Genomic DNA, 23,700 nt, shown 5'->3' on the forward strand with positions numbered 1-23,700 from the left:
GAGACACCTTCAGGTGGTTGAGATTTCGATTTCGACCGCCCGGCGCTCGCGCGACGAGAGGACAAGCGCATCGATCAGGCGATGGACATGCAAGGCTTCGCGACCCGGGACGCCGGGTTCGCAGTTCTCCCGGACAGCATCCGCGAAATCGGCGATCAGGTCCTGGTGCCATCCGTAGGGGAAGGCCATCGGATCGGCGCCGCCGCCCGTGCCGCCGGTTTCTCCGAACTGTTCGACACGGCCGTCGCGCCAGTTGACCGTCAGCACGCCCGATTGCAGATGCGCGCTCGCCTTGTCGCAGTCGAGCGTGATCGATTCCGCGTCGCCGGGATAGGCCGCGGTCGTCGCCATAGCCGATCCCGGAAACCCGCCTGCAAACCGCATGCCGCCGGCGACGAAATCCTCCGATTCCATTTCGTGGAACCTAGTGGTCGCCGATACGGCCTGCACCTCCGCCACGGGGCCTGTGAGGCTTAGCATCAGGTCCAGCGTGTGGATCGCCTGGCTGATCAGCACACCGCCACCGTCGCGCTCGTAGGTACCCCTGCCCGGCTCGTCGTAATAGGATTGCTCGCGCCACCACGGCACGCTGGCGCGCACCAGGCCGATATCGCCAAGCGCACCATCGTCGATCAGGCTTCTGAGCTTCAGCGACGCTTCACGGAACCGATGCTGGAAGACGATGCCAAGCCTGACGCCGTTTGCTTCGCAAATCCGCACGATCTCCTCGGCAGCCTCTGTGGTTCGCTCGACGGGCTTCTCCATCAGGATATGTTTGCCGGCTCGCGCAAAGATGCGAACCAGATCCAGCCGCTGGTTCGGCGGTGTGATCAGGATCACCGCATCGATATCGGGATCGCCCGCGATCGCCTCAATGCTATCGGCCGGGGGAAAGCCAAACTCCGTCGCGAAAGCCTCGCGCTTCTGCACGTTGCGCGAAAACACGCCGCGCACATCGATACGATCCGACAGATCGCATAGGGCACGGGCATGCGGCGTCGCCGCCATGCCCGTTCCGATGACGCCGAAACCAAGCCTGTCTGCGCTCATGCCTTAAATCCGTTGACGATGACGCCACCATCGGCCGCGAAGAGGTGCATCGAGGACCGATTGAGACGCAGATGCACTGTTTCGCCCCGGTGAACCGGCAACTGGCCGACCTGGTGCACAGTCAGTTGCGGTAGCCCGTCAGCCGTACAGTAGACATAGGTTTCGCCGCCAAGCTGCTCGGTCAGATCGACCGAAGCGGTGATGTCTCCTTCGCCCTCGCCGACGATTGCCATGTGCTCGGGCCGCGCTCCGAAAGTGACCTTCTGTCCCGGCGCGATTCCTTCCTGCGCCGGTATGGCGATGCGTTGCCCGCCTACCTGAAGTGCCACTCCGCCATCGTCGCCGACGACCTCCGCCTCGATGAGGTTCATGCGCGGCGAGCCGATGAAGCCGGCGACGAAGGTGTTGATGGGGGCGTTGTAGAGATCGAGTGGCGCGCCGATCTGTTCGACCCGCCCCGCATTGAGCACGACGATCTTGTTGGCGAGGGTCATCGCCTCGATCTGGTCATGCGTGACATAGATCATCGTGCCGCCCAGCTTGGCATGCAGGGCCGCGAGTTCCTTGCGCATGGCGACGCGCAATTCGGCATCGAGGTTGGACAGCGGCTCATCGAACAGGAAGGCCTTCGGATCGCGCACGATCGCCCGCCCGATCGCTACGCGTTGGCGCTGACCGCCGGAAAGCGCCTTGGGGCGACGGTTGAGATAGGGCGTGATCTGCAGCATCGCGGCGGCATCATTGACGCGGCTCTCGATCTCGGAACGCGGCATGCGCGAGTTTTCCAGTCCGAAGGCCATGTTCTTGTAGACCGACATGTGCGGGTAAAGCGCATAGGACTGGAAGACCATCGCAAGACCGCGTTCGGAGGCCGGGATGGCGTTGACCACGTCGCCGTCGATGACGACATCGCCGCCCGATACCTTTTCCAGACCGGCGATGATGCGAAGAAGCGTGGACTTGCCGCAGCCGGACGGACCGACGAAGACCACGAATTCTCCGCTTTCCACATGCAGATCGATGCCATGTATGACCTCGACCTGACCATAGGATTTCAAGACGTTGTTGAGGCGGATTTCGGTCAAACGATCGTTCCTTCTATCGGCTGCGCGCCATCGCCGCGAGGCGCGGCTCGGCCTTTTGCATGCGCAGCGGCGGCAGACCGCCGAGGATCTGCCTGATGTCATCCATCATCATGTCGCGGATGCGGGCATAGGAAGCTTCCAGCCCGCCGGCGAGATGCGCGGAATAAAGGATGTCGGGCGCATCGCGCCACGGTGAACCGGCGGGAACCGGCTCTTGCGGAAATACGTCGATGGCCGCACGGAAACGCCCCGCACCTGCCATCGAGACAAAAGCATCGAAGTCCACGACCTCGGCGCGAGAGCCAAGGATGACCGAGGCGTCATCGGGGATCAGATCGAGCTTCGTACGATCGAGGAAGCCTTCGTTTTCGCTGGTGACGCCCGCCAGGATAAACAGGAAGCGGCTCCCGGCAAGGACATCCTCCAGCGTTGCCGGAATGAGACCTTCCGTCTCCAGGTAGCGGTCGGACAGCCACGGATCGTGGACCGCGATGCGGCAGCCGAATGGCCGCAGGAGCGGCGCGAGCGCGCGACCGAGATTGCCATAGCCGATGAGGCCGACCGGCGCGTCATACAGACTGTAGGCGCGCCCGTTGCCGGCGATCCCGTATTTCTCCGCCGCGGCTCGAAACAGGACGTTTGCAGCGGAGAACCCGCGCGCCAGCGCAATGGCTTGACCGATGCAATACTCAGCGACAGCAGGGGCCATGGCCGGTGCGGCGGACAGCACGTGGATGCCGCGTTTCTGGCATTCGCCATAGTCGATATTCGGCTCCCAGTTCGCCTTGACGTTGAGTATCGCCTTCAGCTTCGGCGCACGGTCGAGGCGGTCCTTTCCCATCGCGGTCTGACCGACGATGATTTCGACATCGGCCAGCACGCTTTCGACGAGATCATCCGGCGCTCGCGCGCCGAAATGCGTGACGAGTGTCGACACACGACCGAGTTCCTCCGCAACATCGGGCGTGAAGACCATCGCCTCGTTGCGCGGATAGGGATCGAACAGGATGACGGGCTTCGTGTGGATCATTTCATTCCGCTCGAGGCTATGCCCGTCGTGATGAAGCGTTGCAGGAAGGCGAAGACGAGCGTGACCGGGATCAGCGCGACCACAGTCATCGCCAGCACGTAGTGCCACTGCACGTCCAGTTCGCCCTGGAAGGCGTTGAGGCCGATTTGCAGCGTGTAGACCTCGGAGCGGTTGAGAACGATCAGCGGCCAGAGGAAGTCGTTCCAGCGCCACATCACGGAGAAGATCGCCAGCACCGCGATCGCCGGCAGGGACAGCGGCAGGACGATGCGCCAGTAGATCGACCATTCCGACGCCTTGTCCATGCGCGCGGCCTCAATCAGGTCGCGGGGGATGGTCAGCATGTACTGGCGCAACAGGAAGACGCCTGTCGGCGTCGCCGCCCCCGGCAGGATGACGGCCCACAGGCTGTTGACCATGCCCAGTTGCGTGACCACGAGATAGGCCGGCACGAGAATGATGGTAATCGGAATCATCAGCGTACCGATGACGAACAGCATCACGGCGCTACGGCCTCGGAACTCGTAGATCGCGAGACCGAAGGCGGCCATCGAGTTGATAAGAAGGGTCACCAGCGTCGCGGCGGTGGTCACAATCACCGAATTGTTGAGATAGGTCAGGAAGTTGAAGCGTTCGAGCGGCTTCGTGTAGTTTTCCCATGCGACGCGGAATTCACGGATCGGCTTGCGATTGGCGATCGGCACCTTGATCGTCTCGCCGGGATCGTCCGGATCGACCATCTGCGCGATGATACCGATACGGCGCACCTGCGCGAGTTCGCGCACGGAGCCGTCCTCCATCGTCACCTCGAACATCGGCAGCGGATCGTCATAGCCCTCCACCTGGCGCTCGATCTGTCCGAGCGGCAGGAGGGTCGGCGGAAATTCTTGCAGGCCGGCCGGCGTCTTGAAAGAAGACAATGCCAGCCAGACCACCGGGCCGAACATCAATGCCACGCCCAGCGCGAGATAGATGTAGGAGAAGACATCCGTCCAGTGCATCGACGCGCCGCCACGACGCGCCGTCAGGAACCGTGTGACCGAGCGGTCGTTCATTGTACTCGTCCCGGCCATGTCAGCCCTCGTCCTTTCGCCGCGAGGCGGCGAGTTGCAGCAGGGTCAGCACGAAGAGCACCACGCCGAGCACAACCGAGGCGGCGGCGGCCAGACCGAAGTTCTGGATCTGATTGGCGAAGCCGGTCGTGTAGATGTACTGGACGACGAATTGCGTGGCAGTGCCCGGCCCGCCCCCGGTCAGCACGAAGACCTCGTCGAAAATCTGCACCGCCTTGATCAAGGCAAGCACAATGACGACCAGCATGTTCGGCCACAGCAACGGTAGCGTGATGCGGAAGAACACGCGCTCGCGCTTCGTTCCGTCCATTTCGGCGGCTTCGTAGAGATCGGGTGGAATCGCCTGCAAACCGGCGAGCAGGATCAGCGTGTAGAAGCCCATATGCGCCCACACGGAGACGAAAATCGCCCAGAACATCGCCCAGGCCGGCGAGACGAAGAACAGGATCGGGTCGAGGCCCATCGAGACAAGGAACGCGTTCAGCACGCCGTCGCGCAGCAGGATCCACTTCCAGATCAGGGCGACGACGACCGGCGAAAGCAGCACCGGAAAGAAGAAGGCCGCGCGGAAAAAGCCGCGCCCACGAATTTCCCGGTTCAGGATAAGCGCCGTGACGAGCGAAAAAAGCACCATCAGGCTGACCTGGAAGAAGACGAAGGTGAAGGTGTTGTAGACACCGCGCCAGAAACGGTCTTCGCGGCAAGTCGACGGATCGAGGTAATTGCCGCAATCGAACAGGAAGCCATATTGCTCCCCGCCGACATAGGGCCGATTTTCCATGAAGAGATTGGTGCCGCCGGTGACCGAATAAGCGAAATTGATGAACAGCGGAACGACGACGAAAAGGCCAAAAAAGGCCAGATTCGGCAGGATGAAGAAATAAGGCATCGAGCCGATGCCGAGCAGGCGCTGCAGGGCGCGAAACGGTACGTCGAGAATGCCGAACAGCACGCGTACCGGCCACGCGGCAATCGCGTTGAGCCGGGACGTGCCGGTTTCGGCCTCGGGCTTTATCGTTTCGTCAAGCGCCATGGGTCCGCGTCACGCCGATGGGTTGGAGAGTAGCCGGGCGCGGAGGAACTGCGCCCGGGGATTTGTCAGTTGCCTCGAAAGCAATCAGCCACCGCGCTTCTTCTCGGCGATCTGCTGCTCGACATCCTGCGTCATGCGCTCGAAAGCCTGGTCGAGCGTCAGTTCGCCGACGATAGCTTCGCCCAGACGCGATATGAGCGCGCCGAACATGACGTAGTTGTAGGGATAGCCCTGGGTTTCGAACGCGATCGGCGAGATCGACGGGACGGCGCCCGCGAACGTGCTCAAGGCATGCTTGGCGCGTTCATCATCGGTGTCGAAGTCGATCCCCTTTTCCGCCAGTCCGAGATGTCCCGGAATGAACAGGGTGCGGCTGTAGAACTCGGCAAGATTCTCCTCCTGAGCGAGGTAATCCATCACCATCGCGACCTCTTCGGGATGTTCCGTGTCCTTGATCGCGACGAGTGCCGCGCCGCCAGGCATGCCTGTGCAGGCCGCCGGACCGCATGGCGCAGGGACCGCCCACCAGTCGAATGCGTCGCCAATCGTTTCGGCGAATTGCGGAATCTGCCAGGAGCCGGACATGTAGAGGACGACATTGGCGTTGGCGAAATCCTCGTTGGCGCCGAGATATTGCGACCCGGAGACCGAGCCCCAGAGCTCCTTGGCCATCGTGCCGTCCTGGTGCCAGTCATAGAGCTTCGTGGCCATCATTTTCAGGCCGTCATCGACCAGGGCAGGTTCGCCGTTCTCGTCGAACATCTTGGCGCCCATCGAGATCGCCGGTCCGGCAACGCGGTGGCCGGAGCGGTCCCAGGCCATCGGGATCGGAATATCGAGCTTGTCGGCGACTTCCTTCGACGCGGCCGCCCAGTCATCCCAGGTTGCGCCCTCGCCCGGCATCTCGACGCCGGCCTGCTCGAACAGTGTCTTGTTGACATAAGGCCCGGTCACCGTGAGCTGCGTCATGAAGCCGGAAATCGCGTCGCTGTCGGGCGCGAGCCACTTCAGGAACGGTCCGAAATTCGTGCGCCAGTAATCGGCATCCGAGAGATATGGCGTCAGGTCCAGATAGTATTGCGACAGGCCGCCGAGATCGGTGACGCGGGCCATGTCCGGCCCCTCGCCCGCGGCGAGCTGAACGCCGATACCGTCGCGAACGGCGGCATAAGGCACGACATCCAGAACCACCTTGATATCCGGATTGGCTTCCTCGAAACGGTCAAGCAGGTCACGCATGACCTCGCCTTCATTGCCGTCATTGTACCAGGTCATGCGCAGCTCGGTTTCGGCAAGCGCGTTGCCGGCCATCAGGCCGAGCGCCGCAACACCGAGAAGGAGCGTCTTGTTCAGTCGATGTGTCATTGCATTTCCTCCCTTTGTAACTTGTATACTAGTACACTAATGAATGCCGAGCAAGGCTCGACATTCGTTCATTCATGATTTTTTCCGTTCACCTCCCCGGTTTCAAAAACGGAGTCGACATGCGCGCGGATAACCGCTGCAGCGCCTTCCGGATCGCCGGCGCGAATCCGTTCCAGAAGGGCAACATGATCGCGATAGGCCTGCATCGACCGGCCCTTGATCGACGACATCAGCTTCAGCCGCCGGCGGTCGACATGCGCCTTGACCGATTGCACGAGATGCCACGAATTCGGCACACCGGCCATCCGGGCAAGCGCCTCGTGAAACTGCTCGTCATGGCGGAAGAAGGCCATGTAGTCGTCGCGTTCCCCGGCCCGCCGCTGCGCCTCGAGAATCGGCGCGAGTTCGTCTTCGTCGAGGCCGGTCTCGGCCAGCTTGCGCGCGACCGCCTCCTCGATCGCGCATCGGATGAACACCGACTCTCGCAAACGCGCCTCGTTGTGAGGCGCCACGACGGATCCCACCTGCGGACGTACGATGATCAGCCCCTCGCCGGACAATTGCTGGAGCGCGGCACGCAGTGGCGTCCGCGAAATATCGCAGAAACGCGCGATTTCGCTCTCGCTTAGCGCCGCGCCCGGCGGAAGGCGATTGTCGACGATACGGGCACGCAGGGCGTCGTAAATCTGGGGCGCGATGGAGCGCGACCGATCGATCTCGATATCGTCAAGTGCGGGACCCGGATCGAACCGTTCGGCTTCAGCGCTCAGGCGGGGCATGAATGGCCCGCCACGCGCCCGGACGGCGCCGGGAATGCGCAAAAAGGGAAACTCGGCAATTGCTCCTCCGAAAGTGCCGAAGTACTAGTATACCAGCTTATCGCGGAATCCCTCGAATGCAAGCATCAACGTTAAAACCGGTCATCGACGTGTCGCAGTTGTGGATGCTTCTCGGCATTCCTGAAGGACCGGAACGCTGCCGCGGTGGAACCGTAACCGACAGCACGGCGCAAGACGGCCATATCGAAGAGGAAATCCGCCTGGAAACGGCGGGCGGCCCGGTTCCGGGGACAATGTTCCGGCCTTCGGGCCCCGGTCCCCACCCTGCGATTCTCTACTGCCACGCGCATGGCAATCGTCACGACATCGGCAGGCGCGAATTGCGGGAAGGCCGCACTGCCCTGCCCGGCGGAGCCTATGGCCCGTTGCTCGCCGACAGAGGGTATGCCGTTTTCTGCATCGACATGCCCGGTTTCGGCGACCGGCAGACCGAGGGAAGCGAGAGCGCGCTGGCGAAGGCCGCGCATTGGAAAGGACAAACACTGTTCGGCCTGATGCTCGCGGACCTGTCCGCAGCTCTGGATTATCTCACCGAACGGCCGGACATCGATGCCGGACGGATCGCCACATTCGGCATTTCCATGGGCGCCACGCATGCCTACTGGCTTGCAGCGCTCGACGCCCGTGTCGCGCGGACGGCGCATCTCTGCGCCTTCTCCAACATCGCCGGGCTGATCGAGGCCGGTACGCATGACCTGCACGGCTCCTATATGACCGTGCCGGGACTGCTTGCCCGTTGCGACATGGGCGATATCGCCGCGATGATTGCACCGAGGCCGCAGTTCATCGGCGCGGGCGGGACGGACCCGCTGACGCCGCCCGCAGGCCTGCGGCCCGCGGTCGAAACCGTGCGCGATGCTTATGAAAGGGTCCGCGCAAACGATCGGTTGACCGTTCTCGTGTCACCCGAAACCGGGCATGTCGAAACGCCGGAAATGCGCAGAGCCATCCTCCATTTTTTTACGTAACCGGCGATCGTCTCCGAGATCACTCCGGACGGATATCCTTGTAATCCTTCGTGAAGGGCCGGCCGCGAACGGCGACCCAGACGTAGTTGATCGCGTAGCGAAGTCCGACCGTCACGAGCCCCTCGCCCTTCATGCGGCGCGCGGAAGAATAGATCGGCAGGCGGAATGTCCATTTGACCCGCCCTTCCCGGCTCACCCGGCGAGCCACGTCGGTGTCCTCGCCATAGAATTCAATCGTCGTGTCGTAGCCGCCGATCTTGTCCAGGACATCGCGCCGAACGATGAAATTGCCGCCCTGTATCATCGCACCGGCATGCAGAACGTGATGCATGACGAGGTAAACGAGATACCCGACAGCATAGAATGACCGCACCATCAGGCGGCCGATGCGGGACATGTCGTAATAGATCAGGGGACCGGACAATGCGGCGAGATCGGGATCGCGTTCGAACTCGCGCAGCACGGTCTTTACCCACCCCTCGGGCAGACGCGTGTCGGAATCGATGTTGGCGATCAATTCGCCTCTTGCCGCGACATAGCCCGCCTGACGCGCCCGGACGATACCTTTCCTGGGCTCGTAGACAACCTTGACCCCAGGCACGGCCAAGGCGCGCTCCCGCGTTTGATCGGTGGACGCATTGTTGACGACGATGACTTCGGCCTCGCATTCAACCGTCGCGAGTTCGCGCATGACGCTTTCGAGGCACGGACCGATGAAGTCCTGTTCGTTGAAGGCAGGAATTACAAAGGAGAGTTTCATGCAGGCCGCCGGCTCCGCTGGAACGCCGGTGTCCGCTCGCCGGGCACCTGCTTGCGTGCCATAGCCGACTCGACGCGCAGATGAAATCCCCGGAATTCCGATGCGACGCTGGAGCGCGCGCCGCGCCCGGGCAGTTGCTATCAGGCGACGGCCCGTAATCGGGGGTATGTCGCGGCAATCCCCGCGAACAGGGGGTGACACCGCGTGTCGGTGTGCGTTTACTTGACGCCGGCTTCGGGGGCGAAGAAAACCCCCGTCAGATTTCCGGTGGCCAGGCTTGAAACGAATACTGATACTTGAAGACGTCGCGGAGACACGGCGATGGCTTTCCCAGATCGCCTGCGCGGCATTTCCCGGCGCAAGCGTCGTCGAAGCGGACAACCTGCGCGCCGGACTTGCCGCGGCGAATGACGCGCCGGATCTGGCGCTTATCGACCTGCGCCTGCCTGACGGCTCCGGGCTCGAATTGTTGCGGCTCCTGCAATCTCGGAGTCCTCAAACCGTCTGCGTGATCACGACAGTCATGGGTGATGACGCCAATGTCGTCGCCGCACTGTCGCAGGGCGCGGAAGGCTACCTGCTCAAGGACCAGGACGAAGCGGTGCTGATCTACCAGCTTGGCCAGATCAGCCACGGCATCCCTGCCCTGTCGCCGGTCATCGCTCGCCGGATCATGAACCACTTCCGCGATACCGGCCCGGTGATCGACGAAGTGCAGCTTACCCGCCGGGAAACCGACGTGCTGGCGCTCATCGCGCGCGGCTTGCGCAACGCCGAAGTAGCCGCCGAACTCGATATCGCCGAGAACACGGTCTCCGGCTATATCAAGGAAATCTATCGCAAGCTGGGAATTTCATCGCGAGCCGAAGCGTCCTGGCACGCGACACGGCTCGGCCTGCGCGCGCAGGCCAAAGACGGTGACGGGTGACGGACGCCGGATGCCGGCGCTATCTTCGACTTATGTGGACGCGTCGGGCATAGCAATCGGGAGCGCGACCCGGATAGTTGTGCCCGAGGGGCCGGTGTCCAGCCCATATTCGCCCAGCAATGTACGCACACGCGTTTCCATGCCGGATAGCCCGACGCCTGTCGTCTCCAATGCCCGATCGAAGCCTTTGCCGTCGTCGGTGACCTCGATGTGCGCCGTGCCGTCGCAAAAGCCGATCGTGACTGTCGCACTTGACGCGCCGGCGTGGCGGATGATGTTGCTCACCGACTCGCGGACAATCGAGCGGATCGACTGAACCGTGGAGTTCGGCAGTTCTGCGAACTCGCCCTCCTCCAGCCGCCAGTCCAGACTCAACCCTGCCGCCGAGAGACGATCCGCGGTCTCGCGACGAAGTTCGGCGAGCATATCCTCGGCCGTTCTCGGTGCGCCGGCCGACGAGTTGATGATGTCGCGCAGATCGGAGATCGCCTCGCGGATCATCGCATCCTTGCGTTTCGGCTCGCTCCCATGCAGCGCACTCAGGAGCTTCGCGCCGATATTGTCATGGGCGTCACGGGCGATGCGCGCGCGTTCCTCGGCCGCGCCCTTTTCCTGGGCAAGCCGGCTTTCATATGCGTGAGCAAGCATCTGCAGAAGTTCGTCCGCGAGTTCCGTGTCGCGCCCGGAGAACAGGCGCCGTCCACCTCGTGCGTAACCGACCCTCACGGGCGCAACCACACCATACCCGGGCACGCGCAGGAAAAGGCCGTTCTCGGCAATCACCGGCTCCGCGCATTCCCCGGTCGGTTCGACGGACAGCGGGTCAAACGCCTGACGCAAGAGCCCTGTCCAGCGGTCGTTCCGGATATCGCGATCCGGTGTCAGCGCGATATCGACCACCTTCTCGAAAAAACGGGTTCGGTTCGGTTCCGGTGGCGTGAGCTGACGGGCAAGCGCATCGCGAAGCGGCAGGTAAAGCAAGGCGATCATCGCGAGCGCCAGTCCGAATGCAGGCAGGTAGTCGAGCGCGATGGTCGTGACGAGAAACAGGTCGAAAGCCACGAAGGCCAGCGCTCCGGCGACATAGGACAGGATGCGAAACGTCCATCGATCGAGATCGAAAAGCCGGTACTGGAGTATGGAAAGCGCCAGTCCCGCATAGACGATCAGCGCCAGGGTGTAGGCAAAAGCCTCGGGCGCAAAGCTCGGTTTACCGGTCAGGATCGGCACGGAATAGAAGATCACAAAGATACCGGTCGCGACCGCCAGCGACAGAGCGAACCAGCGCAGCCCGGCGCGAATCCGGGGATCGTCGCCAGCGCGCCAATATTGAACGCCGGCGGTGACAAACGAGGCGACGGCGAGCGCGCTGACGGGCAGGTATCGCCCTATATCGGGACCGGAAAACAGGTGCAGAATATCCAGCAGCCACCATGCCGCGGTCCCACATGCGATCACGATCGGAACAACAGCCGGAACGATCTTCCGGGGATAGACGAGGAACAGGATGCACAATGCGGCGACATAGGCCATGGAACCGAACGGATTAACCGTATTCAGAAGCCGGAAGAGCGGTTCCGGCAGCGCCAGTTCACGGGTCAGGTAGATCGCCGACGGATATGTCGAAAGCACCAGCGCAACGCTGCTGATGCCGAGCATGCGGGCACCGGCCATGTAAGGCCGAAGCGCCCAGACCGCGATGCCTATCACCAAGCCAGCGAAACCGACCGCAATCTGAAGCCAGTAGTCCGCCGACAACATCGAAAGCGGACGTCTTTGCGCCGGGACGATGGCCGTCCGCGTGCCATCGCGCAGGGTCATGAGGACGCGGCCAGAACGCATAATGTCCGCGATCCGGCCCTGGCGTTCGAAGAAGCGGTCCAGCGCCTCGTAGCTGGCCACGCCGTCGGGCTCCTCGACAAGGTCGCCGGCTTCGAGCATCATGATGCCGCCGTCCGGCGCGCTTGCCTTGAGGGCAATCGTCCCGCCTTCGGCGCCGGTGATCCGTACGATTACTGCGCCGCGAGACAGATGAGTCGCAGGCCCCCCCGGCGACACGTCGGCAACTTCCAGGCCCGGGCCGGATTGCGGAGCCTTCAGGGTCAGACCGAGCCAGGGCTGATCGACGGCGACAAAGGTCGCAATCGCCGCCAGAACCAGCGCCGCCGCGGCCGCCACCGTGACGATCAGCGCCGGCGCCAGCCGCGGACCAGTCCCGGCATCGTCAATCGTCATTCATCGCATCCTTGCGCACGAAATCCTCGCGTACCGATCGTCTCACCAATCTTTCTTCTCATATTGCCATTGCGCGCAATTGCGAAATGCCCCGAACGGGGCGGCACATCCATATGTGCGGCGCCCGGCTTCCAGGGCGGGGAAGAAAACCTTGTTCACAATACTGACTTGCAACTATTGATGCGTGACCGACAATCCTGGGAGGGGAAGAATGGAAACGGCGGAAGTGGCGATCGTCGGCGGCGGTCCGGTGGGTCTCGGACTAGCCATCGATCTCGGCCAGCGCGGCATCAATGTCGTCCTCTTCGAGAAATACGAAACCATTCAGCCGATCCCCAAGGGCCAGAATCTCACACAGCGCACCGGCGAACACTTTCAGGCATGGGGGATATTCGAACGGATCAAGAGCACGATCAAACTGCCACCGAAACACGGCAGCGGCGGCGCAACCGCCTATGGCTCCCTTCTCGGAGATTATCACTATGACTGGCTCGTGCGAAGCGACGTACAGCAGTATTATACGGCCTCGAACTTGCGGATCCCGCAATATGATCAGGAGGCGGTGCTGCGCGAGCGCGCAGCGGAGCTCGACACTGTAACAGTTCATTTCAATCACAGGGTCGAGCGGGTCGAGCAGACGCAAGATGGCGTTCATCTTGATGTCATCGACGACTCCGGCGCAACGCGGCGGGTCAGCGCCCTCTACGTCGTCGGCTGCGACGGCGCCCGCTCGATGGTACGCGAAAGCGCCGGTTTGACCCAATCCGTGAGGTCGAACTACCGCAGAATGGTGCTCGCAGTGTTCCGTTCCGACGACCTTCTTTCGATCCTCGAACGCTTTCCCGGCAAGTCCTATTTCAACGCGCTCAGCCCCGACAAGGAAGGCTACTGGCAGTTCTTCGGCAGCGTCGATCTCGGTCGGTGGTTCTTTCACACGCCGGTGCCGGAGGATTCGACGGAGGAAACGCTCGACCTCTCCTACCACCTCGCGCAAGCGGTCGGCCGTGAAATCGAGTTCGAGACGGAGTATCTCGGATTCTGGGATCTCCGTATCGCCATAGCCGACCACTACCGCAATGGCCGGATATTCATCGCCGGAGACGCCGCGCACAGCCATCCGCCCTATGGCGGCTATGGCGTGAATAATGGCTACGAAGACATTCGCAATCTCGCCTGGAAGCTGGAAGCGTCGCTACGCGGATGGGGCAGCAATGCACTTCTGGACAGCTATTCCCAAGAACGTCAGCCGGTCTTCGATTCCACCGCCGACGACTTCATTGCGCAGATGATCGAAAGCGACCGCGCGTTCGTCGCCGAATACAGTCCCGAAAAGGACAAGGCCGCTTTCGAGAAAGCGTGGGCCGAGCGCGCGGAACTTACGAAGCGTGACGTCGAACAATACTGCCCGAATTATGCGGGCTCTCCCATCGTGACCGGCGGCTCCGGAAAGACGAGCGCGGTCGGCCAACATAGCCATACCGCGCGGCCGGGATATCTCCTGTCGCCGAAGGGCGACGTCACGGAGCGCCTCGGCTCGCATTTCAATCTCGTGACCGTCGGCAGCCACCCGGAAGCGGTTGCCGCCTTCCGGTCGCGTGCCGACGAGCTCGGCATTCCACTCGACGTGGTCGAAATGCCGGCGACCGAGGAAACCCGCGAATGGGAAGCGGATCTGATCCTATTGCGACCGGACCGCTATATCGCCGCTTGCGGAACAGGGCCGGCGGACGCTGACGCGTTGGCGACCGCAATCGCCCGGACGTAGCCCTTCCCCCCGCCGGCAGCTACATGACCCAACCCTTGTAGATCAGACGCAGCGCAATCAGCGACACCAGGATACGGAACAGTTTCCGGAACAGCTCTTCGGAAACGTGGTGCGTTACCCGCTTGCCGGCCCAGGTTCCCGCGAAACCCGCAATCGTCGCGAGCACGATATGCGGAACATAGTCGAAATAGCTGAAGCCCAGGCTGACATAGCCGGCGACCTTCATCACATCCAGAGAGATCAGGCATGCCGCCAGCGTGCCGGTAATCTGGAGTTTCACGAGAGTCGTGCGCAGCATGACCGGCTGCAGCACGCCGCCGACCCCGAAAAGCGCGCCAAGATAGCTGTGCGCGATGCCGACGAAGAAGAACGGGTGCTTTAAGCGCAGCTTCAGATTTCCTGTCGGCATCCAGATGAGCACCAGCAGGAGACAGCCGAGCAGCATCGAGATCGTGGCTTCCGGCAGGCTGGCGAAGGTTCGCGTGCCGAGATAGACGCCAAAAAGGCAGCCGAAGACGAAGACACCGACGATGCGCCACTGGATATGGTGCCAGAAATATCCGATGCGCGCGGCAAGAGACCCGGCCGCGAAAGCGGACTGGAGCGGCACAGCCGCCGATACGGGCAACACCCAGACGCTGACCAGAAGCATGATGTAGACGCCGCCGGTCGCGAAGGCCCCATTCACGAAAGAGGCGACGAAACTGCCCAGCGTTATGGCCAGGAGCACGTAATCGATCATCGGAAACGGTCCTCGGGATCCGAACGACTGGTGATCGTCCGATTGGAAAGGCCCTTGGTCTACTCAAGGAACAGCTTCGCGGACAAGCCCCGGCGCGGACGTAACCACATGTGCCCATATCAGCGCTTTGCATCAAGGCGTGTCCGCGCTACCTGTCACGCCTGTACGTTGCATTCGGAGGGGACGCATGTCGGCGAATAAAGCTCATCATTACATCAATGGGGAATGGTTGGCGGATGCGCCGAACGGATTCTGCGACAGTATCAATCCGGCGACCGGAGACGTGATCGGATCAGCGCCGAACGGATCGGTTTCCCTTGCCGAACAGGCCGTGACGGCGGCGCGTGACGCCTTCGAAACGTCGGAATGGGCCAGCAATCCAAGGCTGCGGGCAAAGGTGCTGCTCGATTTCGCCAACAGGCTGGAGGCAAACAAGGACAGGATCGCCACCTTGATGGCGACGGAAAACGGCAAGGTGCTCACCCAGGCCAAGCACGAGGTCGCAGCGGGTTTCGGCGAAGCCCGCTATTATGCCGGCGTCGCGCGCAATGTCTTCGGACGCACCTATGAGAGCGGTCCCGGCAAGATGTCGCTGATGACGCGCGAACCGTCCGGCGTGGTCTCGGTGATCGTGCCATGGAATGCGCCGGTGACGCTTCTGGTCCGCTCCATCGCGCCGGCACTTGCCGCGGGGTGCACCGTCGTTATCAAGCCGGCGCCGCAGACCCCTTTCACCAATGCCGCCGTGATGGAGTGTTTCGCCGCGCTCGATGCCCTGCCCAAGGGCGTCGTCAATTCGGTCAACGAATACGGAACCGAGGTCGGCACCGTGCTTTCGACGCATCCAGAGATCGACGTCATCTCGTTCACGGGCTCGTCGCGAACCGGCAAGATCATCATGGCCAATGCCGCAGACACCGTGAAACACGTCTCGCTTGAACTCGGCGGCAAGGCCCCGGCGATCGTCTTCGACGATGCGGATCTCGACACTGCCGTCGCCGAGATCAAGCGCGGTTCACTGGCGCTGAACGGGCAGATGTGCACCTGCGTCAGCAGGATCCTGGTGCAGGACAGTGTGTATGACACCATGAAGGACCGCATGGCCGAGGCCTATGAGAAGGTAAGAACCGGCGACCCGATGACCGATGGGGTCGAACTCGGACCGCTGATCGACCGGCCGAACCAGGAGCGCATCCTCGGCATCATCGAACGCGCGGACGTCGAGGCGAACATGGTGGTCCGTGGCGAAGCGCCGAAGGGCGACCTCGCACAGGGATGCTATGTCACGCCGACGATGTTCGAGATCGACGACGTTTCGAGCGACCTCGTGCAGGATGAATTGTTCGGCCCGATCGTGTCGTTCGAACGGTTTACCGACGAGGCGGATGCGCTCCACAAAGCAAATGCAACCCGCTATGGGCTCGCCGCGTCCGTCTATACAAACGAATTGAAACGCGCGATGCGCATGAGCCGCAAACTGAAATTCGGCACCGTCTGGCTGAACAGTCACAACCGGCTGCTCGCCGAGGTGGAGACCGGCGGTTACCGCGAAAGCGGCGTAGGACGGCTGCACGGCATCGAGGCGATGAACGACTTCCTCGAAACCAAGCATGTCTATTACGAGGCAGAGAACTGATGCCACTGATCCAGTACCTGTCGCGAATCCCGTTCGATTTCGGCGCGATCTCCTGCCTGGGCGAAGAGATCGGTCGCCTCGGACTGAAGCGGCCCTTGCTGGTAACGGACAAGGGTGTCGCAAACGCCGGAATTCTTGAAAAGGCGCTCGCGGCGGCCTCTCCTTACACGCCTGTGGTCTATGACGGCACAAGCGAGAATCCGACCGAGGCATCGTTGCTGGAATGCCTCGATATCTGGGCCGACAAGGGGTGCGACGGTGTCATCGCGCTGGGTGGAGGATCGGCGATCGATCTGGCGAAAGCCATCGCGCTGATAAGCAGCCATGGGGGCAAGCTGGCGGATTACGACGTCAAGACAGGCGGATCAGGCGCGATCGGCAAGGTCTCACCGCAAATCGCCATCCCCACGGCGGCAGGCACCGGAGCGGAGGTCGGGCGCGCCTGTGTGATGAGCCTGCTGGACGGGCGCAAGATGGCGGTCGTGAATCTCAACATGGTCGCCGACACCGTGATCTGCGATCCCGAACTCACGATCAGCCTGCCGGCTCGCCTGACCGCCGCGACGGGGATCGACGCACTCAGCCACGGCATCGAGACGACGATGAGCACAATGGTCAATCCGCCGGCTGCCGCGATCGCCCTGGATTGTATCGCCCGGGCCGCGAAATGGCTGCCGGTGGCTGTCGAGGACGGGTCGAACCGCGAGGCCCGCTGGGAAATGATGATGGCGGCGCTGGAAGGCGGAATGTGCCTGCAAAAATCGCTCGGCGGCGCGCATGCCATGGCGACACCGCTTGGTGAATTGCATCTGCGTCACGGCACACTGATCGGCGTCTTGCTTCCGCATATTCTCCGCTTCAACAAGGAACACGCAGTCGGAGAAATCGCGCGCATCCGCACCGCGGCCGGAATGCCGCCAGAGGTCGAGGCGCATGACTGGATGCGCGACTTCATTTCTTCGATCGGCTTGCCTGCGAAACTGAGCGAACTCGGTGTGGACCCTGCCCTGCTGCCGGGCATTGCCGAAAAAGCCGCTGGCGACCACCTCTCGGCGACAAATCCGCGACCGGCCGGGGCCGAGGATTACCTTCAGCTTCTCAAGGACGCGATGTAACGGCACGTGGTGGGCGATACGCCGTCAACGTCCGGACAGCGCATCGATCAATGCGCGCTGCGCGGGCGTCAGCGCCCGTTCGGAGTGTCGGATCAGGGCGAATTCGCGTTCCGGGAGATCTACGGGAACGGCGCGCAGCCGCCCTGCCTCGATCGATGCTGCGGCCACCTGTTCGGATATGATCGTCACGCCTGCGCCGGCCTCCACGGCCTCGCGCACCGCCTCGTTGCTCGGCAGAACGAGCACGATGCGCAAGGCATCGAAGCGCACGCCCGTCCGCTCGCAGAGTTCCTCCAGCACATGACGCGTTCCCGACCCCTCCTCGCGAATCACCCACGGCAGGCTCGTCATGTCCATTCGTCCGCCCGGTGCGATCTGCGCGGAAGAGCTGGATGAAACGACAAGCATCGGTCGGTCAGTGTCGATGACCTGGCGGATCAGTACACCATGGCCGGTCGGACCCTCGACAAGGCCGATATCCACACGACCGGCCATGACCGCATTCTCGATGCCCTGAGTGTTCCCGATGGTGATGTCGAGGCGAATACCGGGATAGGCCTCGTGATAGGTGGCGAGCCGCCTCGGAAGCCAGTGATTGGCGATGGTCTGGCTGGCGCCGACGGAAACAGTTCCCCGTGCAATGCCCGAAGCCTGTTCGAGCACGGCACCGGCGATTTTGGCGCGTTCCAGGACTTTCCGCGCTTCCGGGAGGAAACGCCGGCCCGCTTCCGTCAGTTCAATTCCGCGGCCAACCCGATTGAAGAGCCGCACGCCCGATTGGCGCTCCAGCGATGAAATCGCGGCCGATGTCGCCGATTGCGTCATCCCGATCGCCCGCGCCGCGCGCGTCACATGGGATCGTTCCGCGACCGCCACAAAGACTCTGAGTTGATCGAGTGTCATCCGTTCTCTCGCAATCAATCACTTTCTTCGATTGAACCTACCAAAATTATTCGCTTGTTCAATGAAATAGAAGCCGCCATCCTGATTCAGGAAAGGTGCTCAACGTGTCGAAAAAGAAGGGGAAATCGGGTTTGTTCGTGCGCCTAGGACTTTGGTTCGGCAGAGCATGGTCGTCCCTCACGATGAGAAACCGGTATCGGCCGGAGCTACATTACATGCGCGGCCGCCCCGCCGACCGGACCGACAAGAACGGGCAGCATCGTCCATGAGTCTGGACGAACCACCCGGGCAGCAACCGGCTCCATCTACAGCCAGACTTGACCCCTCGCCGAAAGTCGCCGACGAGATCGCGAAAACCACATGCTACATGTGTGCCTGCCGGTGCGGCATCGATGTTTTCCTGCGCAAGGACGCCGATGGCACCAAAAAAGTGAGCTACATCCAGGGAAATCGCGATCACCCGAAGAATCGCGGCGTGCTTTGCGCCAAGGGTTCGGCGGGGATCATGCAGCATTACTCCCCCGCACGGCTGCGGAAGCCTCTGCTGCGGACCGGCCCGCGCGGATCGGGCGAGTTCAAGGAGATTTCCTGGGACGAAGCGCTGTCGATCGCGACCAAATGGCTGGGCGAGGTTCGAAGCAGGGATCCGAAACGACTGGCCTTCTTCACAGGCCGCGACCAGTCTCAGTCGCTGACCTCCTGGTGGGCGCAGCAGTTCGGTACGCCGAATTACGCGGCTCATGGCGGATTCTGTTCGGTGAACATGGCAGCGGCCGGCATCTACACGATGGGCGGCGCGTTCTGGGAGTTCGGCACGCCGGACTGGGAACGCACGAAGATGTTCATGATCTTCGGCGTCGCCGAGGACCATGACTCCAATCCGATCAAGCTTGGCCTCAGCCGACTGAAGGAGCGCGGCGTCAAGATCGTCGGCGTCAACCCGGTACGCACGGGGTATAATGCGGTGGCGGACGAATGGGTCGGCATCACGCCAGGAACGGACGGGCTTTTCGTCATTGCCCTGATCCACGAATTGCTGCGCACCGGTTCGGTCGATATCGCCTATCTCGCCCGCTACACCAATGCGGGATGGCTGGTCATCGATGCGCCCGGAACGGCGGAAAACGGCCTGTTCGCGCGAGACGAGGAAGGGCGCACGCTCATCTTCGACCGCAAGAGCCATACTGTTCGACCGAGCGACGACGTCGATGCGGTCCCGGAATTCGACACCGAGGTCGAACTACCCGACGGCCGCAAGGCGCGGCCGGTGTTCCGCATCATGGCGGAGACCTATCTCGACCCTGCCAACGCGCCCGATCGGGTGGCCAAACGGTGTGGCATCGACGCGGGGACGATCCGCCGGTTGGCCGCCGAACTGGCCAGCACCGCCTTCGAGGAGGAGATCGTCGTCGAGCAGCCATGGACCGACTGGCTCGGGCGCAGGCACGAGACGATGATCGGGCGGCCGGTCAGTTTCCATGCCATGCGGGGCATATCGGCCCATTCCAACGGCTTCCAGACCTGCCGCGCGATCCATCTGCTGCAGATATTGCTCGGCTCCGTCGAATGCCCGGGGGGATTCCGGTTCAAACCGCCCTACCCCAAGCCAGTCGACGCGCACCCCAAGCCGCATGCGGGCTGCAAACCGGACTCGCCGCTGGACGGGCCGCATCTGGGCTACGTGCTCGGCCCGGAAGACCTGCTGATCGACGAAGAAAACCAGGCGCTGCGCATCGACAAGGCCTATTCATGGGACGCGCCGCTGGCCGCCCACGGACTGATGCACATGGTGATCTCCAACGCCGTCGCGGCCGATCCCTATCCGGTCGATGTCCTGTTCCTCTACATGGCGAACATGGCGTGGAATTCGTCCATGAACACCGGCGGCGTCATGGAGATGCTGACGCGCACGGACGAGAATGGCGAGTATGTGATCCCGAAGATCATCTATTCGGACGCCTATTCCTCCGAAACCGTCGCCTTTGCGGACCTCGTCCTGCCGGATACGACCTATCTGGAACGCCACGACTGCATCAGCCTGCTCGACCGGCCGATCTCCGAACCGGACAGCCTCGCCGACGCGATCCGCTGGCCGGTGATCGAACCGGACCGCGATGTGCGCGGCTTTCAAAGCGCGCTGATCGACCTCGGTGCGCGGCTGGGCCTCCCGGGCTTCGTTACCGAGGACGGCACCGCGACATATCGCGACTATGCCGACTATATCGCCAATCACGAGCGCCGGCCGGGTGTTGGGCCGCTCGCCGGATGGCGCGGAAACGGCGACAGCCACGGGCGCGGCCCTGCCAATCCGGAACAGGTCGATCGCTACCGTGAAAACGGCGGTTTCTTCGAGACGCATATTCCGGAGGAAGCGCAGTTCTTCAAACCTTGGAACGCCGCCTACCAGGACTGGGCCGTTGAAATGGGCCTGTATGACAAGCCCGCGCCATATCTCTTCCAGCTCTACAGCGAACCGTTGCAGAAATTCCGGCTGGCGGCGGAGGGTTTTGGCGACAGGCAGCCGCCGGAGCATGCGCGCGAACGGATCGCGACCTGCTTCACGCCGCTGCCGCAGTGGTACGCGCCGCTGGAAGAAGCAGCGCTCGATACTGATGAATTTCCATTGCACGCGATCACGCAACGCCCGGCCGCGATGTATCACAGTTGGGGTTCGCAGAACGCCTGGCTGCGCCAGATCCATGGCGAAAACCCGCTCTACGTACCCGAAAGCGTGGCCGATTCCGCCGGCCTTGCGGACGGCGACTGGGCTTGGGTGATTTCGCATCACGGGCGTATCTGCGTGCCGATACGGCGCATGGCTGCGGTCAACGGCAAGACGCTCTGGACGTGGAACGCGATCGGCAAGCGCAAGGGCGCGTGGGCCTTGCAACCGGACGCACCGGAGGCGAAGCGCGGATTCCTGCTCAATCATCTGATCCATGAGTTGCTGCCGCCGAAGGGTGACGGTCTGCGCTGGTCGAATTCCGACCCGATCACCGGGCAGGCCGCGTGGTTCGACCTTCGCGTCCGTATCGAGAAAGCGGATGCGCCGCCCGATGTCAGCCAACCCGATACGGGTACGCAGAAATCGCCGGTCGGCACGGGGCCGGACGCCCTCGCCTACGGAAAGGCATGGACATGACCAGCCTTCCCCAACCCGGCGCAAAGAAGCTCGGCCTCGTCATTGATCTCGATATCTGCGTTGGCTGCCACGCCTGTGCGGTCGCCTGCAAGGAATGGAACACGAGCGCCTATGGCGCGCCGCTTTCGGACCAGGATCCCTATGGCGGCCAACCCGAAGGCACGTGGCTCAACCGCATCCACTCCTACGAGGTGAAACCAGAGGGAGAGCCCGCGCAGCTGGTGCATTTTCCCCGGAGTTGCCTGCATTGCGAGGATGCGCCCTGCGTCACCGTCTGCCCGACCGGCGCGAGCTACAAGCGCGGCGAGGACGGCATCGTGCTCGTCGATGAAAGCATGTGCATGGGCTGCGGATTGTGCGCCTGGGCCTGCCCCTATGGCGCGCGCGAAATGGACATGGCCGAAGGGGTGATGAAGAAATGCACCCTGTGTGTCGACCGCATCTACAATGAGAACCTTCCGGAAGAAGACCGGGAGCCGGCCTGTGTTCGGACATGCCCGGCCAAGGCGCGTCATTTCGGCGATCTCGGCGACCCGGATAGCGCTGTCTCCAGAATGGTGGCCGAACGGGACGGATACGACCTGATGCCCGACCAGGCGACGAAACCGGTGAACAAATATCTTCCGCCCCGCCCGAAGACCGGCTGTGACAACGGCGCGGCACCCGACAATCTGGCGCAACTGGCCACGGTGGAGCCGTCCGGCCTGCTCGGCTGGGTCGACAAAGCCCTGGCAATGCTGGAGTAGACCGCATGCATCCCGCCGTCTCGCTTCTGCTTTTCACCACCCTTTCCGGCGCCGGATTCGGCCTGATCGCCTGGACGGGCCTCGGTTTCGGGCCGACAGGCACGTGGTTCGCATGGCTGGACGCCTTCGTGGCGGGACTTCTGGTCACTGCCGGACTGTCCGCATCGGCGATGCACCTGAGACGTCCGGACCGGGCCTGGCGCGCCTTTTCGCAATGGCGGTCTTCGTGGCTGTCGCGCGAAGCCGTGCTCGCAGCCGCGACATCGGCCGTCTTCGGGGCCTATGCACTGATCTGGATATTCACCGGTGCGCGTCTGCTTCCGCTCGGCATTATCGCCGCGCTGCTTTCCGCGATCACGGTGTACGCGACGTCGATGATCTACACGCAGTTGCGCACGGTACCGCGCTGGGCGACGCCACTGACACCGGCTGTCTTCCTGGCCTTCGCGGCGGCCGGCGGTGCGCTGGTGCTTTCGGTGCTCGAGGGGGGACGCAGTTCCCCGATCGCTGCCATCGCCCTGGTCGCGCTGGTCCTCGCCTGGATCGTCAAGGTGGCATGGTGGCAACGCGCCATGAAAACGACGCGCGCGAGTGCCGGCGCATCGCCGGAGCAAGCCACCGGGCTCGGCAATATCGGTGCCGTGAGCCGGTTCGAACTGCCGCATACAGGCTCGAACTACCTGCTTCGCGAAATGGTTTTCCAGGTCGCACGCAGACGCGCCCGCGCGGTCACGCGGCTCGCTGTTCTTTTCGGTGCGTTGGTACCGGCGGTGCTTCTGCTCATCTTCCTCTCTTTTGCCCCAAGCCCGGCCTTGCCGGTTCTCGCCCTCGTCTCGCATTTCGCGGGCCTGCTTTGCGAGCGCTGGTTGTTTTTTGCGGAAGCGGAGCATGCCGTTGGCGCCTATTACGGCGCGCGCTGACGATCGCGCTCGGTGCACGGCGTTCCGGATTGTACGAGAATTCGCTTCGCCAGCCGCGCTTGAAGCCGGAAAAGCGCCTCGTTCCCGCAAAGTAGTTGCAGACATCGAATATCCGCGATTGAAACCGCGTCCGACTTCTCATAAAAATGGAATTGAATTTCAAATTGGGAGGAATACCGCCGAATGCGGAGAACGGTGCCAAAATAGTCGCGATCAAAGATCGCTGCTTGATATGGCGCGATCCTGCCATCTGCCCGCCATCTGGTAAGCCACGCGAAACGGGAGCGGCCAATTCCTGCACGGCGCGTCATGCCGACATCGGTGAGACCGCCTGGCGACGGAGCCGCCGCCCAGAGCTACACATC

Annotated in this window: 19 protein-coding genes; 8 read left to right on the forward strand and 11 right to left on the reverse strand. The window is 62.6% G+C overall.

Annotated elements, in window-relative coordinates; translation table 11 throughout:
- Window positions 1-9: 9 nt before the first annotated feature.
- The 7 genes from LC343_RS10160 to LC343_RS10190 form a co-directional block, all read right to left on the reverse strand.
- Window positions 10-1,050, reverse strand: a complete 1,041-nt coding sequence (locus LC343_RS10160; RefSeq protein WP_223477006.1) for a Gfo/Idh/MocA family protein — start codon at window positions 1,048-1,050, stop codon at window positions 10-12.
- Window positions 1,047-2,135: an ABC transporter ATP-binding protein gene (locus tag LC343_RS10165; RefSeq protein ID WP_223477007.1), complete on the reverse strand. Its 1,089-nt coding sequence runs from the start codon at window positions 2,133-2,135 to the stop codon at window positions 1,047-1,049. The genes LC343_RS10160 and LC343_RS10165 overlap by 4 nt, the downstream gene beginning before the upstream one ends.
- A gap of 13 nt (window positions 2,136-2,148) precedes the next feature.
- The gene (locus LC343_RS10170) at window positions 2,149-3,165 is read right to left on the reverse strand and encodes an NAD(P)-dependent oxidoreductase (RefSeq protein WP_223477008.1); all 1,017 of its coding nucleotides are present in this window, start codon (window positions 3,163-3,165) and stop codon (window positions 2,149-2,151) included.
- Complete coding sequence (locus LC343_RS10175) at window positions 3,162-4,220, reverse strand: carbohydrate ABC transporter permease (RefSeq protein ID WP_428982536.1); 1,059 nt, start codon at window positions 4,218-4,220, stop codon at window positions 3,162-3,164. The genes LC343_RS10170 and LC343_RS10175 overlap by 4 nt, the downstream gene beginning before the upstream one ends.
- 19 nt (window positions 4,221-4,239) lie before the next feature.
- Window positions 4,240-5,271 (reverse strand): carbohydrate ABC transporter permease, encoded by a 1,032-nt coding sequence (locus LC343_RS10180; protein WP_223477009.1) that lies wholly within the window; start codon window positions 5,269-5,271, stop codon window positions 4,240-4,242.
- A gap of 84 nt (window positions 5,272-5,355) precedes the next feature.
- Complete coding sequence (locus LC343_RS10185; RefSeq protein WP_223477010.1) at window positions 5,356-6,636, reverse strand: ABC transporter substrate-binding protein; 1,281 nt, start codon at window positions 6,634-6,636, stop codon at window positions 5,356-5,358.
- 68 nt (window positions 6,637-6,704) lie between these two features.
- Window positions 6,705-7,415 (reverse strand): GntR family transcriptional regulator, encoded by a 711-nt coding sequence (locus tag LC343_RS10190; protein WP_223477011.1) that lies wholly within the window; start codon window positions 7,413-7,415, stop codon window positions 6,705-6,707.
- Between the two features lie 116 nt (window positions 7,416-7,531).
- Here LC343_RS10190 and LC343_RS10195 point away from each other — a divergent pair, with 116 nt between their 5' ends.
- Window positions 7,532-8,443, forward strand: a complete 912-nt coding sequence (locus LC343_RS10195; RefSeq protein WP_223477012.1) for an alpha/beta hydrolase family protein — start codon at window positions 7,532-7,534, stop codon at window positions 8,441-8,443.
- A gap of 19 nt (window positions 8,444-8,462) precedes the next feature.
- Here LC343_RS10195 and LC343_RS10200 read toward each other — a convergent pair whose 3' ends face one another.
- Window positions 8,463-9,203, reverse strand: coding sequence for a glycosyltransferase family 2 protein (locus tag LC343_RS10200; RefSeq protein ID WP_223477013.1), 741 nt, complete (start codon window positions 9,201-9,203; stop codon window positions 8,463-8,465).
- Between the two features lie 277 nt (window positions 9,204-9,480).
- On the opposite strand from LC343_RS10200, the gene LC343_RS10205 reads away from it, so the two are divergent.
- Window positions 9,481-10,131, forward strand: coding sequence for a LuxR C-terminal-related transcriptional regulator (locus LC343_RS10205; RefSeq protein WP_223477014.1), 651 nt, complete (start codon window positions 9,481-9,483; stop codon window positions 10,129-10,131).
- Window positions 10,132-10,161: 30 nt separating this feature from the next.
- Here LC343_RS10205 and LC343_RS10210 read toward each other — a convergent pair whose 3' ends face one another.
- Window positions 10,162-12,366, reverse strand: coding sequence for an ATP-binding protein (locus tag LC343_RS10210; RefSeq protein ID WP_223477015.1), 2,205 nt, complete (start codon window positions 12,364-12,366; stop codon window positions 10,162-10,164).
- Window positions 12,367-12,577: 211 nt separating this feature from the next.
- Between LC343_RS10210 and LC343_RS10215 the strand changes: the two genes are divergently transcribed.
- Window positions 12,578-14,131 (forward strand): FAD-dependent monooxygenase, encoded by a 1,554-nt coding sequence (locus LC343_RS10215; RefSeq protein ID WP_223477016.1) that lies wholly within the window; start codon window positions 12,578-12,580, stop codon window positions 14,129-14,131.
- Window positions 14,132-14,150: 19 nt separating this feature from the next.
- Here the strand turns inward: LC343_RS10215 and LC343_RS10220 are convergent, their stop codons facing one another.
- The gene (locus LC343_RS10220; RefSeq protein ID WP_223477017.1) at window positions 14,151-14,873 is read right to left on the reverse strand and encodes a sulfite exporter TauE/SafE family protein; all 723 of its coding nucleotides are present in this window, start codon (window positions 14,871-14,873) and stop codon (window positions 14,151-14,153) included.
- Window positions 14,874-15,060: 187 nt separating this feature from the next.
- Between LC343_RS10220 and LC343_RS10225 the strand changes: the two genes are divergently transcribed.
- Together LC343_RS10225 and LC343_RS10230 are read left to right on the forward strand one after the other, a co-directional pair.
- Entirely contained in the window at window positions 15,061-16,509 is a 1,449-nt protein-coding gene (locus LC343_RS10225) for an aldehyde dehydrogenase family protein (RefSeq protein WP_223477018.1), read from the forward strand.
- Window positions 16,509-17,624 carry an iron-containing alcohol dehydrogenase gene (locus LC343_RS10230; protein WP_223477019.1) on the forward strand — a complete coding sequence of 372 codons (1,116 nt, stop codon included), beginning with the start codon at window positions 16,509-16,511 and terminating at the stop codon, window positions 17,622-17,624. The genes LC343_RS10225 and LC343_RS10230 overlap by 1 nt, the downstream gene beginning before the upstream one ends.
- 24 nt (window positions 17,625-17,648) lie before the next feature.
- Here the strand turns inward: LC343_RS10230 and LC343_RS10235 are convergent, their stop codons facing one another.
- A complete protein-coding gene (locus LC343_RS10235; protein WP_223477020.1) occupies window positions 17,649-18,527 on the reverse strand; it encodes a LysR family transcriptional regulator in 879 nt (292 codons plus the stop codon).
- Between the two features lie 265 nt (window positions 18,528-18,792).
- Here LC343_RS10235 and LC343_RS10240 point away from each other — a divergent pair, with 265 nt between their 5' ends.
- The 3 genes from LC343_RS10240 to LC343_RS10250 are packed head-to-tail and all read left to right on the forward strand — an operon-like array spanning window position 18,793 to window position 23,335.
- Window positions 18,793-21,669 carry a molybdopterin oxidoreductase family protein gene (locus LC343_RS10240; protein WP_223477021.1) on the forward strand — a complete coding sequence of 959 codons (2,877 nt, stop codon included), beginning with the start codon at window positions 18,793-18,795 and terminating at the stop codon, window positions 21,667-21,669.
- Window positions 21,666-22,415 (forward strand): 4Fe-4S dicluster domain-containing protein, encoded by a 750-nt coding sequence (locus LC343_RS10245; protein WP_223477022.1) that lies wholly within the window; start codon window positions 21,666-21,668, stop codon window positions 22,413-22,415. Before LC343_RS10240 ends, LC343_RS10245 begins: the two co-directional genes overlap by 4 nt.
- Window positions 22,416-22,420: 5 nt before the next feature.
- On the forward strand, window positions 22,421-23,335 hold the full coding sequence (locus LC343_RS10250) for a dimethyl sulfoxide reductase anchor subunit family protein (RefSeq protein WP_223477023.1): 915 nt from the start codon (window positions 22,421-22,423) through the stop codon (window positions 23,333-23,335).
- Window positions 23,336-23,700 lie beyond the last annotated feature (365 nt).

It is taken from the genome of Oricola indica (assembly GCF_019966595.1).
Lineage (GTDB): Bacteria > Pseudomonadota > Alphaproteobacteria > Rhizobiales > Rhizobiaceae > Oricola > Oricola indica.